This is a genomic window from Sphingomonas sp. Leaf20, assembly GCF_001421535.1.
GTDB lineage: Bacteria > Pseudomonadota > Alphaproteobacteria > Sphingomonadales > Sphingomonadaceae > Sphingomonas.
In genome coordinates this window covers 304,314-317,374 of record NZ_LMKN01000008.1, presented here as the reverse complement: position 1 = coordinate 317,374, position 13,061 = coordinate 304,314, and the positions used below count along the sequence as shown (strand labels likewise).

The following is a 13,061-nucleotide window of genomic DNA, read 5'->3' as shown; positions in this document are numbered from 1 at the left end:
TACCCCCGCCATGTACCCCAGCGACGCAGGAGCGCACGAAAAACTGCGGCTTTCCCGTGTTATCATGATGCTATCTGGAATTTGGTGCCGCTTACAGGACTCGAACCTGTGACCCCCGCATTACGAAGGCTAGCGGCGCACTAGATTTTGGCGAGCTATTACATATGGTTAGTGGCCAATACCCTGTGTCATGGCGGCGGCACCCAGCCTCTTCCCAGTTTGGGCTGAGACCGCCGACCGGCCGCTTCCTATCGAACGCGCTTTGGTTTGGGAAAGGCTTGAATGGCGACCTGCGCCATACCTGCGAGCACGTACTACCGCAGCTACGTGTCGGGCCACGATCCATCTCCCTCCGGTGGCGCTGCCGGAGAGAGATGAAAAGTGCCATATAGCTACGCAGTCAAGTCTGGAATCGAGGCCTCGTTGGATAGCCCATAATAATAATAGGTGACGTCGCCATCGACGATCGAGTTAACAAAGGCCAGTTGGGTAATCGTTCTGCCGGATGTTCCGAAGACGGCGAGAGTACCTCCCCCGCCTCCGGCACCGCCGTCCGCATCAGGCAGGTCGAGCAGCCGATCTCCGCCAAATCCGATCAAATTGTCGCCGTTTGCATCGTAGATGGCCGAGGTGGTCACGATCCGGTCGCCCACCCCAAAGTTAATGATCTTATCCGGGCCCAGCCCGAGGCCGAGAGCGGTATCGAAGAAGAATTCGTCCGCCTTGCTCGTACCTCGCAGCAAATCGTTGCCAACACTGCCCTCTACTGCGCCCTTTGGCCGAACCGTCGCATCCGCGTAGAAAAACTCGCCACCACGGCTACCAAGTGATCGAAGGCCGTCACGGCCATCAATACCAGCGAGTTCTACCGTACCGCCGCCTGCATCCGGACCTTCAAGGTCCAGAGCTCCATTCCGCCCAAAAGTGATGATTCCATCTCGATTGCTATCTGCAAGCGCGGTATCCAGCACCAAGCTATCGTTCCGACCGAACTGGGCCACCAAGGCATTGTTGCTGGCATTCTCAGGTAGTCGGTATTGGTCCGGACCTGCCGTCCCATTAAGCACGGTCCTGCCTCCGCCCGCTTCCTCGACATCCGTAACCGTGATTGCCAGGGCCTGAACGTCAGCGGTCAAGCCATCGGAAGCGCTAACGATGACCTCGTACACGTTGTCGCCATTGGCATCACCTGCCACCTCGAAGTCCGGTGCAGTCACGAACGCGAGTGCCCCGGTCACGGGATCCAGTACAAATCGCCCGGCGTCCGCTCCGCCGTCGATCGCGTAAGAAACGATAGCACCTGTATCGGGATCGACGGCATTGACGACGGTCACTGCGATGCCGCCTTCGACAACAGAAGCGGTCGCGTTATCACCGCCGCCATTGGAGCTAATTACCGGAACGCGATTGGCGGGCGTTTCGATAATCTCGAACAATGCAGCCGTTAAATCGTCGAGGCTGTCAGTATCAAAGAATCGCCCGCCGTTCTGCGCCAGATCGGCGACATTTTCACGCGTGTCGAGAAAGTCACCGTTCGGACCGACAAGGATCGAGAAAATCCGGACTGGCGCAGGCGTGGGCTCGCCTTTTGCAGCGGCGAAGGTGATTTCTGTCACCGATCCGGCCGCCGTGCGTGCGGTGCCCATAGATCGAATAGCTACGCCGACGTCAGCGGCATATCGAGCGACTTCGCTTGCAAGGTAGGTATCCTTTACGTCGGCATCGGTGAATATTGCAATGTCACGCTTGACGGCTGTGTCCCTGAAAAGCCCCGCCGATCCCTTGAGGGCATGGAGGAGCCCAGAGTTGTCGCCTTCTGGGAAATCTCCTCCGCCAGAAACGCCGACACTGTTAATAGCCGTGATCGCGGCAGCCTTGCGTGCCGCCAAGTCATCCTGCGATGTAAAGTTTAGGATCGTCGTCGTCTCGCCTGGATCCTTGAATCCAACAATAGAGATTTGCGCGTCAACGGACTCCGAGGCCAGCAGGCTGTCTACAATCTCCGCCATCTTCGACTTCACTTGATTTATATAAGGCGACATGCTGCCCGTAGTGTCAATAACGAGGGCAAAGTCTGTCTGCGTGGTTACACTGTTTACCGCTAGCGCAAAACCTTGGTCATCGAACTTGGCGTTCTCAACAGAACGCAACGTATCGCTACCCTCTGTCTTGGCGCCACGTACATGAGATATCGTATAGGTGTCATCTTTATTATGGACAATCTTGTAGTCTATTGCGTTTCCTTTGTAGACAGCGGTGTCAAGACCTTGGCCGCCATCCAGCGTATCGTCGCCAGCGCCCCCGATCAGCACGTCGTTGGCCTCGCCACCGTTCAGGATGTCGTTACCCTCACCGCCATATACGACGTCACGCCCGGCACCTGCGTTGACGGTATCTGCGCCGCCTTCCCCAAAGATCAAGTTACTCAGCGCGGTGCGTGAGGCCGGGATCGCAGCGATCGCTTCATCACTCGCGCTGTCTACAATTACGGCATGTCGGTCGCTGAAGTTCAGCCCTTGCCCAAAATTATCCGATAGATATTTTATGGCCGGTGCGTAGGTCGCGTCGACCTCGTTCTTGGCGTCAGCGGTAGAGAACTTTCGCGCCGTCAAGTAGGTCTCCAACGCGTTATTTTTGTCCTTGCTATCCAGAAAGCTGAATATCGCCTTCGCCTCGTCGCCATTCTCACTCGTTGCAGGTTTGTTATCGGAAGAGTAAAGATCAAAAAGATGCGCTTCTTTGAGCCGCCTGGCTTCAAGGCCCCGAAGATTGGCAGCGGCATTGGAAAGAGAGGTACTATCGAAGGCGACCTCGTAGTAGATCGACGCACGCTGGATGGACGCCGACACAACATCGGTCGGATCCTGCTGCAACAGGCCAATCTCTGTGGGAATGGCGTTCTTTCCCAGATTGTAAGTCTGCGAAATCAGAGCGGCACGCTCCTTTGACGGCCCCAGGTCATCACCGCCGAGCTTGGCCGTGAGCGAATCCTCGTAAGGCTGGACCGTGACGCTAAGTAGCACCGTCGCCTCCGCGTCGTTTACGGTAACCCCGCTCCATGCCGACTTGAACGTAGCCTCGCTACCTGTTGCCTTGTACGTCTTCAGCGCCTGCTTCTGAGCATCGTTCAGAACTATCCCCGCGGACGCAAAGGTCGTCAGAATTGTGTTTTCGGAATTTACATCAAGGTCAAAGCCATAACCGATGAACAGATTGCCGCCGCCATCGACTTCAATACTAACACGACTCACAGCACCCGTCGCTAACGGCGCATTTTCTACTACCTTGATAAGGTCATCACGTGTTTTCGTGTAGGCGGGAATGCTAATCGCATCGACGTTCTGCAAAGCCATGATCTTCTCCTTTGTTAAGACATATACGGCATTCTTAAAGAATAATGGGTTATAAGAGTTGACATAGTTAGCGATAAGCTCCGTTACGCCACTGGCACTGTAGCTTGACCGAGTACTTTTCAAGCGAAAATGTATAGATATCTTTGTTCTGTTTTTTCTTTATTGCACCAAGTTCAGTGATACCCACAAATAGAGTGCCTTCTTCACGACGTATGCTTACGGCAACACGGCCGGCAAAAGGCGCTGCCGCGACACGACCGGCGTTGATAGGACGTGGTTGCATGCCGCTTCGATCAACAAAGTAAGGCGTGCCGCTCAACCCTGCCTCCAAGCAAATCCTGCGTTGCTCTCGAGGTCCGCACAGGACGTATAAGCGTTGAAGCTGACGATACGAGTTTCGTGAAGACCCCTGTAGCAGGGTTGAAAGTATCAAATCGGGAGACGCATTTAGTGCCGAAGCTGCATAGGCATAGCTATCGGCGCGGAACGACGGCGCTTCCACGATTGAAATAGGCAGGTCAGCAGGAAGGCCCGCATGCCAGCGCACCGCCTCATGTTCCAGCACAGCTATACCGTTCACTGCACGCGGCGTGTCATACGCTACGCGATCATCGCAGCGGGGGGCAGGCATGCCAGCGAACGTCGTCAGACCCGCTGCGCCCATTATATTAATCCACGCGATCAGTGCCACAGCCTAACCCCCTAATAAGACTAACGTCTTGCCCAAGTCATTTTAAGTCCTGCTTTTAAGGCTTCAGAAAATCACCCATGGTTACGTACGTAAGTAACGTAAGGGGCGGGTTTCTCGACTTATTAACGTTCAACATTTTGAAAGCCTTTGGTTCTAACCCTAATCGGCGGGAGGGACCAGGAGAGAACCTCTACGCCCCGGCCATCTACACTGAAGCCGCAGTAGACTTACAGCGGTTGCGCGGTTCACCGGCAGTAAAACCACTCGCGCCCCAGACTCGTTCGCGATCAGGAGACCAGCATTTTCTTTTCCGATTTAGCGATGCGAGAAAACTCTACAGATTCCTTCGCAGACTTTTATATCAAAAGCGATAGCCGATCGATAGTTGTATAATCGGGTAGACATTATAGTCATTTACATCGTCTTGTAGACTGATTCGTTCGCGCTCAAGATCGGCCGTGAAAGCCGCGTCGCCTGCGAGCCCGCCAGTTGCTGTGAACTCTCGCACTCTAATAGTACCCTGAAATAAGACGCCCGCATCAAAGCCGAACATAAAACCCTTACGGTTTTTACCGCTCCAGCCCAAGGTAAGCGCGGGAGCAAAGTTCTTTACTTCGGCTCGTCCTTTTAGGATGCCAATTTGGGCGGGAGTATAAACGTCGTCGCCGATCTCTACATCTTGCGATGGCATTGCATCGAGCCGGACGTAGCTCTTATTTATCCTGGCACCGCCGGAAATTCGGAAGTGCCCACCCATGGGATAAACATCGAGCATCGCGCCAAACGACTTCAACTTAATTTTGCCATCATATTCAAGGTCATCTGATTCGTAATTGCCGTTGATGCCAAGAAACGATGCGTTGCCGCGAATGCCCAAATGGTCCGAAATACGGAATCCCACCTCAGGACCAATTCCCAATGTGCCCGCTGTTAGGCCAACCGCGACTCCGAGTCCTTTATCGGCCGGAAGAGCCTCTTGTGCCGCCACGGCAGCTGGGATCATGGTGACGAACGCTACCGACATCGCGTAGGCAAGTTTCAAAATCGACATAGACAGTTCCCCTTTGATCTACGACGGCATCATTACGCTGTGATCCATATCAAACGCCGCCGGCAACTTGCTCTCCAGATATTCCGCACCTGGACGCTACGTTGATTGACAAAGCGCACCCGTGTCCGCATCCCGTAGATTGAGGATAACCTTCTGTTAGGGCGTTTTTTTAGTAGAAAATTATACAATTACTGCCGGGGGGGGCGACATGACGGATGATGACATGACTGACATCCTCGAGCGGTTTCGCTCGGCGGCGATGGGCATGGTCGATTGGTCGGATGCGTTAACCGCCATGATGTCGGTTACAAATGGACGGATCGGACAGCTTGCAGTTTTAAATACTGGCGGCGACCTGTTGTTCAACATGATCGTAGGCTGCAGCGAGGAAGAGCAGATCGCCTATTATGCAGCCGGCGGGCCTGATCCCGCACTGAATCCCCGTACGCGGGCACTGACTATGGCCCGTCCTCTTCACTGCATTACCGACGACGACTTTATTTCGCCCGAGATGCGAGAGAGATCGGCAATCTACACCGGGCTTTTTCGCGAAAGCGACGTGCCGACATGCGCCATGGTACGGCTCGACACCACCGATGGTCTGTGTGCAGCCCTAAGCATCCATCGACCTGCCGCACGCGGTTCTGTCGATCCTGTCGAGACGCGCTTTATTACCGCGCTGGCGCCCGCAATTAGCGCGGTCGTCACGGCGTCCATCGCGCTCGGATCAGCTATCGACCAAGCTAGCCTGGTGACGGCCGAAAGCCTTGTGGGGGCCGCTGTAATGCTTGGGGCGGACATGAGGATCGTCGCCTTATCGGCGGATATGGAGAAACTGCTAAGTGCCGGCACGCACGTGCGCATGATACGTGGTCGCCTTGTTCCAACGTGCCAGCGCGCGGAAACCGAACTAGGGCGCGCGTTTGCGATGTTGAGCCGAGACAGCGCTAATTGGCACGGCGCCGTGCCGCTTACCTTTCCAGACGCTGGCCCGGCACGGCCTCTTATCGCTGATCTATGCCCGATGCCGGGACGTTTTTCTGGGCCACTTTCACAGGCACGTGCCATGCTCGTGTTCAGACAGCCTCGCACAGGGATGTCGTCGACGAGCAACGTGTTGATGACCATGTTCGGGCTTACCCAATCCGAAGCGGAAGTCGGGCGATTGCTGGCAGGGGGTATCCAAGTCGCCGATATCGCAGCGCGCCGCGGCACCTCGCTAGCAACTGTAAGAAGCCAGATAAAGGCAATATTTGTCAAGACTGGCTGTAATCGACAGCTCGATCTCTCAATACTTTTAAGGCCTCATTGTGAGCCTATTTGATGAATATGGTCGTAATCGAGAGTCCAATTATGACGGTGATCGTGACCTGCAATTACAACGTAAATAGCGGGATCGTGACGGCGACGAATAGAGCCACGAACTTGCATAAAATAGGCTAGAAGAACATGAGAAAATCTTGAGCGAGCGCCTTTACTGCCGCGTCCCCGGCCCACGCGCCTTCTCGGACTCGACTGCACATTGCCATGAGGAAAGCATATGAAGACGCACCCCAAGGCCGAAACCGATGCTCGATCATCGTGGCGGAACGATGGAATGACCCGGACACGAGTTACTGCAGCCATCGCTTTCGGGATTTTAGGTGCGGGCGTGGCGCTGGCAATGCCCGATAGCACGCCTTTGAAGATATTGGGGATTACGGCCATCGGTATCGTTGGCGGCGCTCGACTACCTGAGACGTTGCAAAAGCGACGCGCTGAGCAGGCGGCGACAATAAACAAGCGAGCGAATCTGACTGACCCGGAAAAGGGCCTGATCCGGTCAATCTGGACCGTCGTGGCGAGGGGCACGGCGATCGAAAGAGCAGTCTTGGTAGTGTTAGCCATTGCGATCGGCATCGGGATTCTCAGGACAGCAGGCTGATTCATAGAGATACGGCAGACAACACGGGCTATTAACACATGCGTATCTACACTGACGGCGTGTCGATGCTCATCCAGCAGGCTCAGACGCCATTTACGCCGCTCGGCGCCCCTTCGCCAGGGACGTACGAGCCGCAACTCCAAAGACCAATTGACCCATTGGTTGAACGTGCGATGGCGCTTGCAAAAATCGGCGCTTGGTCTTGCAATCTTTCAGACAGCCGCCTGAGCTGGACCTCGGGCGTCTATGATCTTTTTGGTTTGCCGGCCAACAAGGCCATCGACCGGCGACAGACGGTCGAAATGTACACCGAAGAGTCCCGCGAGGCTATGGAAAGGCTCCGCTCCCAAGCGATCCTTGTAAAGGGCACTTTCACTCTCGACGCGCAGATCGTGCGTTCAGCCGGCGACGTTCGGTGGATGCGCGTTACCGGCGAGATGACCTACACCGCGTGCGGAGGCCCTTTCCTACATGGCTTGAAGCAAGACGTGACGGAGGAGAAACTGCGCTCAGAGACATTACGACGTCTCGCGGAAAATGATGCGCTCACCGGTTTGGCGAGCCGCGCCGTCTATGAAAACCGCTTCCTGAACAGACGACGCACTGCCCCACCCAACCTCCCATTAGGCGCACTGATCCTTTTCGATCTCGACGGCTTTAAGGGGATCAACGACCGGCTAGGCCATCTAGCGGGAGACGCTTGCCTCAAGATATTCGGCGAGCGGCTGACCGCAAGTTTTCCCGACGCACCACTGATCGCGAGAATAGGCGGGGATGAGTTTGCCGTCATCGTCGGCAATGAGACTACACCGGCATCGGTCAAGGCGCGCCTAGCCCGCTTCCATTCCCTGTTAACCGCACCGATGATCTGGCGGGACCAGATGTTCACAGTCGCCGCGACCAGCGGCATGGCCGTTCCCCGAGACCCATATTCCTATGATCCTGAAGAGCTGTTCGTAATCGCCGACGCCGCGCTCTACGCCACCAAGAGGAAATTACAGCGCATTAGAGCCTCCGACTCCGCCTAGGAGCGAAAACCCGTCGGGGGCAGATATTGGCTTTCGCTAGATCGGGCTTGAGTACACTTTTACAACGTACCGCCAGCCTGGATCTATGCCTCTTGCAGTGCCTTCAGCACCGTCGTGAGGCTCCCCCTAACGACGACGTAATTGCCCTTTTCGAAGTTCACAGCGCTGGCGTCATTCCCGCCGCGATACCGGCGCACGAAGTTTACGCGATCCACGTTCACAACGATTGGATCGCCTTCAGGACTTTCAAATTCCACGTAGCCGTTCATGCGCGTCTCCCGCCCTAATTAACTGCCTACGTGCGGTCCGGCGATCTGGCGGCAATCAGCGAAGCGATCTCACCTTCGTTGATCGTCCGCTTGTCCCAAGTGTCTTCGACCACGATCGACTTCTCGTCGCCGCGCATCGCGATCATCTCGGCGGCAGTGGCTAGTGCCTCGTCGAAGCTGTTCCGGTGAATGCCCACCGTGGACAAATCGCCGTCTTTCCGGATTACGTAACGCATGGTGGTGGCTCCTGTTGGCCTTGATCACTAACTCAACCGGACGGGAACCCCAATGCGTTTAAGCCGACGTGCCCCCATCGTCGAGAAGATGATAGAGTGCGCTGTAAACGTGCTTGGCGACTTTCCTACCGCCGCCGCAGTTCGACCGTGATCGAGATAAATGACGCAGTGCCTCAGATTTACTTGCCGTTTCCGAGAGGGCCAGTCAGTGACTTTATCTCCGATTGGTCCACCGGAACATTAGATCTCGCCCATTGGCTCAATCGCAGGAAGTGGCGTGCTCGCTCTTCGATGCCGCACTCTGCCAGAGATTTATTGAGGACAGGCTTATCGGCATCATCACTCACGCTTCAAATTCCTCGCGCCATAGGGTTTCGGTATGACCTTGCTTTCAGTGAAATCCAAAGGACGGTTTTTTTCGCTCAAGATCCGCGCGAGCTCAAGGACCCGCTCCACGTCAATAAGAGGGAGATCGCGGCTGGTCCCAAACCAGTTGCCCAACAGCGCAACACCGCGAAAAGAGATATTTCGGGCTATATTTATGCTGCCTTCTATGTGCGACTCAGTTAATTATTCCGCCATCTGTTGCTATTAGGAAGGCGGGAACGCCGGACATCTTAAACGCGAGATCAGCCGGCTGTTTATGTAACTGCAATTAATTGTGCCTCGGCCAAGACTTGGCTTCCGCCCTGTCGCCGAGCCTGACGCGAAAGCCGGATCGCCGCTTCGGCCACGTCTTTCGTCGAACGCCCCCGCGTCGTCGCCACACCGGCCGATAACGTAACCTGCCCCAGCGGCTCGTTGTTCTCACGTAGCTTTAACTGCCGCGCACCCATGTTGGCACAGGCAAGCTCTAGTTTCGCGATGCCCGTCGCGAGGTCGGGATCGTCGATCAGCATCATAAATGAAGCATCGCCCCATCGCCCAACCTGATAGGGTGAACACGAGTCCTTTAGTGTCATTGCCGCTGCTTTCAAAACGCGATCGCTCATCTCAGGGCCATGCAGGGGAACGGCATCTAACTGATCGACATCGATGATTGCGATGGAGCAACTGCCGACCGCTGCGATGCTCGCTTCCAATCGCTGCACCATGGACTCGTATCCCGGCAGACCAGTTAGCGGATCGCGGCCTACTTCTTCGTTCACGCCATTCAGCGTGTCGCGCAGCACCTGCGCTTGTTGCAAGGCCGCTGACAGCGAGGTTTCGGCTTTAGCCGTGCGTTCGATCATGAAGATCACGAGTTTGCGGACCTGTTGCGGTTCGGCCGACACCAACTCGGCTGCGGTCCGCGTCAGGTCTTGGTTCAGCCCGTCGGTGGCTAAAGCAACCTTAGTCAGCAGTTCGAGCAATTGAGTCGTCAGCCGGTCGAACACTCCACCGGCGAAGGGCCACCTGCCCTGTGGCATTAGCGCGCGTACCGCCTCCTGTCGCAACCGTACGCCCCCTTCAATTTCACGATCGACAGCGTCTGAAAACACCCGATCAGCGCCCGAAAGGTATTGATAGGCAAATGCGTAGTGTTCAGGACTATGATCAAGCTTTTGCGCATCAAGGAACTGAATCGCTCGCTCGCCGATACTTTCTTTTTTTGCCAATGCCCGCACCCGCTCTGTTCATACCGTTTTAGGCGTTATGTCTTAATGATAGACTACCTATCGGAGCGATAATTTTCTTCACAGAAATGGTGAACCCGTGTTTGAGCGCATGCCTAATGGAAGGCCTGCGAAGCAGAGAGACGCCAACGCAACATAAAACACCCCGTGCGCCGAAGGATTCTTCAACACTTCGGCCGTCCCGCCTCGCGCTTTTCCCTTGTCGCTGAGACGGGGCCGGTATCAGTCAGACTTCCACCGAGAGTTTGTTTAGCCGCTGTGAACGCATTGTAGGCTGCGGTCGTACTTGGTGAGCCGAGATGACCCAATATTCTCCGGCCCGCCCGCCTCGCGACTCCCGTTGCATGGGGCGGGCCGTACATCCTGGCGACACCTCACAGCTGATCGCAGGCTTTCCCGTTCTGGGATCAGTCGAACGACACCGCGGCTTGTAAAGCGATGGGGTATCCCCGACGTTGTGAAAAGAGCTTGCCTCCCCAAGACGGCAATTGCTCGGCATCTCGCCCGCGGCATACACGGTGTCACACGGAGCGGGCGGGATGCTTCATCGGATCATAAAGCCGCTGGCCTACCTCTGCCACCGAAGTTTTCGTACCCAGCTCGAACTGGTCTTAGCGCCTCGCTTGTTGCAGTCATACGGACATGCGGGGCGCTTATCACTGCATATTTGATCAGTTGGCGGCCCTTACGGGGCGGCTAAGCGACGGCTTTCTCCTCCGCCTCGACATCCGACGGCCGGTAGAGAGCGCTGTAGATGTGCTCGGCAATCTCAAGTCGTGCATCCGCCCTCAACCGCTCCTGCGGCACCGTGAGCGCTACGAGCGCCCAGCCTGGAGCTTGCGCGAGCAAGTCCGCGATCCGTTCGGCGGTGATGACGCTCGCCATCAACCGAACGTCATCGCATGGGGTGAAAGACCGCGTCTCGCGAACTCCGCCTCGATCGGCGCCAACAAGCTTTCGGGGCCGTCCTCCATGCACTGGAAGTAGACCGTCTGCATCTCGGCGGGCCGCAGTTCAGGCAAGATTTCCGCGATCAGATGGTGCGTCTGAGACAGCTGTTCAGCGCCATGGCGCATCGACTCGGGTGCCTGTTCCATGAGAACAAAGGTGGAACATTTACTTAGACAAGTCAACGACTGGGCAGCGTGACGTGACGGCCCGTGCTCAGCAAGTATCTCCGAGAACGCTCCGAACGAGTTCGCTGGGGTCAGCCGCCGGGTTCCGCCAGTCAGCGCGACCTGGATGCGTGACCGTCACCACGCTGCGTCCATCCGCGGCGCGGTGCGCGGTGGACCTCCACTTCCGCGCGTTATCTTCGAAGAATTCGGCGATCAGTTCGTGAGCGCCTAGCTTCTGACGCACCCATCGCCCCGCCGTCGTTCCGAGGGCGAGCACGCATCGAACGCCCAGCGAGCCGAGCACCGCCTCATGCACGGGCCAAGACGCTCGCAGGAGTTCGTCCTTCTCTTTTTCCAGTGCGGCCTCATCCTTGGACCTGACAAACACGACGTTGGCGGCGGGGACGTTCCGCGGGTTCAGTCCGAGCTTCGAGAACATATCGATCATGCGCGGCTGCATCCCGTGCGTGCCCGCGGGGCGCCCCTCCCAGGACTCATCGGTGTAAGCGGACCAGTGATCGTTTGGCTCGTCGCGCCACGCCTGAACATTCCGTTCGATAGTGTTTTCCGCCTGCATCACCGGGGAGCCGCCGGGATTGAGACCGAGGATGTAGAGGGGGCTTTGCTGCGCAAACGCAGATCGCCCCGTGTAGAAAACCGAGCCCGATCGCCGCAACATGTCGCCGGTCAGTTTGCTCAAGGCCTCTTGTATCGCCGGTGCAACCATCGCTCCCATCCTCCCCTTGCCGCCGCCTATAACGCTCTGCAATGTTGCAGACCGGGAAGCGATTGAGCAACCGTCTTGGGGGGTGGTGATGGTCAGAAGTCTCGTGACGTTGAAAGGCGAAGGATCGCAGGCAGGGGCATTATCTGAAGGTGGCAACACACCCCGGGCCGCCGCACACAATTATTTGCTCCTCGTGGCCGAGCAGATGAACCTCAGCGCGGAACCGCATTCCTCGGCAATTTCCGCGGTGAAGCTCCTCGACGGGAGGCGCCGATACCTATTTTCCTGGATCATCAACGCTCATCACCTGCTGTTTTACATCCGCAAGCCCGCGCTCAAACTGATGCCGAGCTTGAGTTCCGGTGCGCTTGAGCATCTTCGGAACGTGAAGATCAATCCGGCGGGAGAGGTAACTATCCGGATTGAGACTGGCGCCGACGCGAAGGCTTTGACCGAATGGCTGTTCTCACCTGCCACCGGGTCCGATCGTTTAAACAGTGAGCAACAGAGAGCCACCGACCAGACAAAGCAGCCCGCTAAAATCACGGATGGACGGCGCTGAACTTCCAGTGCCGATCGGCGGGGGCCGTAAACAGTCCCGTTTCGTTCAATCTAAACTACGACCACAAGGTAGCCTTTATGAATGACGTGATGACGGTCAAGATGGCCACCCGCCGGGAGATTACGGACAAACTCGATCGCCTCGCCGTATCCGCGGACGTCAAACTGCTGATGACGCAGCTGGCCGCTCTCACCATGAAGGTCGGGGACGCCATCGTGGAGGTCGGGCGACGCATCATGTCGTTCGTGTTTGAGACCGTGAAGCTGTTTCCTCACATCACGCTGGGCGTGATCGTCGGCTTCACGATGTGGTGGCTCATCGGTTCCGCCGCGATCCTGGGCGCTCTGCTGGGACCGATCATCGGCCCGTTGCTCGTCGCGTTCGGCCTCGGGGTGGGCGCCATGGCTGACGTCGCGGACGGTGGCCTTCGCGCCCGGGTCGAAACATTGGCGCGATCGTTTGAAACGCCTAGTCAAGGCTGACCGC

The 13,061-nt window shown here is 56.7% G+C and carries 14 protein-coding genes; 5 read left to right on the top strand and 9 right to left on the bottom strand.

Going from position 1 to position 13,061, the window contains the following annotated elements:
- Positions 1-392 precede the first annotated feature (392 nt).
- The 3 genes from ASE72_RS09780 to ASE72_RS09775 all read right to left on the bottom strand — a co-directional run bounded on the left by ASE72_RS09780 (position 393) and on the right by ASE72_RS09775 (position 5,095).
- The gene (locus ASE72_RS09780; RefSeq protein WP_056020244.1) at positions 393-3,353 is read right to left on the bottom strand and encodes a VWA domain-containing protein; all 2,961 of its coding nucleotides are present in this window, start codon (positions 3,351-3,353) and stop codon (positions 393-395) included.
- 67 nt (positions 3,354-3,420) lie between these two features.
- Entirely contained in the window at positions 3,421-4,044 is a 624-nt protein-coding gene (locus ASE72_RS20230) for a hypothetical protein (protein WP_156350365.1), read from the bottom strand.
- A 361-nt stretch (positions 4,045-4,405) separates the two neighbouring features.
- A complete protein-coding gene (locus ASE72_RS09775) occupies positions 4,406-5,095 on the bottom strand; it encodes a hypothetical protein (protein WP_056020241.1) in 690 nt (229 codons plus the stop codon).
- Between the two features lie 223 nt (positions 5,096-5,318).
- On the opposite strand from ASE72_RS09775, the gene ASE72_RS09770 reads away from it, so the two are divergent.
- The 3 genes from ASE72_RS09770 to ASE72_RS09760 all read left to right on the top strand — a co-directional run bounded on the left by ASE72_RS09770 (position 5,319) and on the right by ASE72_RS09760 (position 8,047).
- The gene (locus ASE72_RS09770; RefSeq protein ID WP_156350363.1) at positions 5,319-6,419 is read left to right on the top strand and encodes a helix-turn-helix transcriptional regulator; all 1,101 of its coding nucleotides are present in this window, start codon (positions 5,319-5,321) and stop codon (positions 6,417-6,419) included.
- A 216-nt stretch (positions 6,420-6,635) separates the two neighbouring features.
- Positions 6,636-7,019, top strand: a complete 384-nt coding sequence (locus tag ASE72_RS09765) for a hypothetical protein (RefSeq protein ID WP_156350362.1) — start codon at positions 6,636-6,638, stop codon at positions 7,017-7,019.
- Positions 7,020-7,057: 38 nt separating this feature from the next.
- The gene (locus tag ASE72_RS09760; protein WP_056020232.1) at positions 7,058-8,047 is read left to right on the top strand and encodes a sensor domain-containing diguanylate cyclase; all 990 of its coding nucleotides are present in this window, start codon (positions 7,058-7,060) and stop codon (positions 8,045-8,047) included.
- A gap of 83 nt (positions 8,048-8,130) precedes the next feature.
- Here the strand turns inward: ASE72_RS09760 and ASE72_RS19665 are convergent, their stop codons facing one another.
- The 6 genes from ASE72_RS19665 to ASE72_RS09735 all read right to left on the bottom strand — a co-directional run bounded on the left by ASE72_RS19665 (position 8,131) and on the right by ASE72_RS09735 (position 12,013).
- On the bottom strand, positions 8,131-8,316 hold the full coding sequence (locus ASE72_RS19665; protein WP_082445930.1) for a hypothetical protein: 186 nt from the start codon (positions 8,314-8,316) through the stop codon (positions 8,131-8,133).
- Between the two features lie 26 nt (positions 8,317-8,342).
- Complete coding sequence (locus ASE72_RS09755) at positions 8,343-8,552, bottom strand: hypothetical protein (RefSeq protein ID WP_056020229.1); 210 nt, start codon at positions 8,550-8,552, stop codon at positions 8,343-8,345.
- A 641-nt stretch (positions 8,553-9,193) separates the two neighbouring features.
- The gene (locus tag ASE72_RS09750; RefSeq protein ID WP_162235473.1) at positions 9,194-10,150 is read right to left on the bottom strand and encodes a GGDEF domain-containing protein; all 957 of its coding nucleotides are present in this window, start codon (positions 10,148-10,150) and stop codon (positions 9,194-9,196) included.
- 714 nt (positions 10,151-10,864) lie between these two features.
- A complete protein-coding gene (locus ASE72_RS09745; protein WP_056020222.1) occupies positions 10,865-11,053 on the bottom strand; it encodes a DUF6771 family protein in 189 nt (62 codons plus the stop codon).
- Positions 11,053-11,244 (bottom strand): hypothetical protein, encoded by a 192-nt coding sequence (locus ASE72_RS09740; protein ID WP_156350355.1) that lies wholly within the window; start codon positions 11,242-11,244, stop codon positions 11,053-11,055. The genes ASE72_RS09745 and ASE72_RS09740 overlap by 1 nt, the downstream gene beginning before the upstream one ends.
- 88 nt (positions 11,245-11,332) lie before the next feature.
- A complete protein-coding gene (locus ASE72_RS09735) occupies positions 11,333-12,013 on the bottom strand; it encodes a hypothetical protein (RefSeq protein WP_156350353.1) in 681 nt (226 codons plus the stop codon).
- An 88-nt stretch (positions 12,014-12,101) separates the two neighbouring features.
- On the opposite strand from ASE72_RS09735, the gene ASE72_RS09730 reads away from it, so the two are divergent.
- Positions 12,102-12,575 carry a hypothetical protein gene (locus tag ASE72_RS09730; RefSeq protein WP_156350352.1) on the top strand — a complete coding sequence of 158 codons (474 nt, stop codon included), beginning with the start codon at positions 12,102-12,104 and terminating at the stop codon, positions 12,573-12,575.
- A 77-nt stretch (positions 12,576-12,652) separates the two neighbouring features.
- A complete protein-coding gene (locus ASE72_RS09725) occupies positions 12,653-13,057 on the top strand; it encodes a hypothetical protein (protein ID WP_056020210.1) in 405 nt (134 codons plus the stop codon).
- The last annotated feature ends 4 nt before the right edge of the window (positions 13,058-13,061 follow it).

Excerpts from the sequence above, each read along its gene's own strand:
- ASE72_RS09780 (WP_056020244.1), bottom strand. The coding sequence starts at position 3,353 with ATGGCTTTGCAGAACGTCGATGCGATTAGCATTCCCGCCTACACGAAA.
- ASE72_RS09775 (WP_056020241.1), bottom strand. The coding sequence starts at position 5,095 with ATGTCGATTTTGAAACTTGCCTACGCGATGTCGGTAGCGTTCGTCACC.
- ASE72_RS09770 (WP_156350363.1), top strand. The coding sequence starts at position 5,319 with ATGACTGACATCCTCGAGCGGTTTCGCTCGGCGGCGATGGGCATGGTC.
- ASE72_RS09765 (WP_156350362.1), top strand. The coding sequence starts at position 6,636 with ATGAAGACGCACCCCAAGGCCGAAACCGATGCTCGATCATCGTGGCGG.
- ASE72_RS09760 (WP_056020232.1), top strand. The coding sequence starts at position 7,058 with ATGCGTATCTACACTGACGGCGTGTCGATGCTCATCCAGCAGGCTCAG.
- ASE72_RS19665 (WP_082445930.1), bottom strand. The coding sequence starts at position 8,316 with ATGAACGGCTACGTGGAATTTGAAAGTCCTGAAGGCGATCCAATCGTT.
- ASE72_RS09755 (WP_056020229.1), bottom strand. The coding sequence starts at position 8,552 with ATGCGTTACGTAATCCGGAAAGACGGCGATTTGTCCACGGTGGGCATT.
- ASE72_RS09745 (WP_056020222.1), bottom strand. The coding sequence starts at position 11,053 with ATGGCGAGCGTCATCACCGCCGAACGGATCGCGGACTTGCTCGCGCAA.
- ASE72_RS09740 (WP_156350355.1), bottom strand. The coding sequence starts at position 11,244 with ATGCGCCATGGCGCTGAACAGCTGTCTCAGACGCACCATCTGATCGCG.
- ASE72_RS09735 (WP_156350353.1), bottom strand. The coding sequence starts at position 12,013 with ATGGTTGCACCGGCGATACAAGAGGCCTTGAGCAAACTGACCGGCGAC.
- ASE72_RS09730 (WP_156350352.1), top strand. The coding sequence starts at position 12,102 with ATGGTCAGAAGTCTCGTGACGTTGAAAGGCGAAGGATCGCAGGCAGGG.
- ASE72_RS09725 (WP_056020210.1), top strand. The coding sequence starts at position 12,653 with ATGAATGACGTGATGACGGTCAAGATGGCCACCCGCCGGGAGATTACG.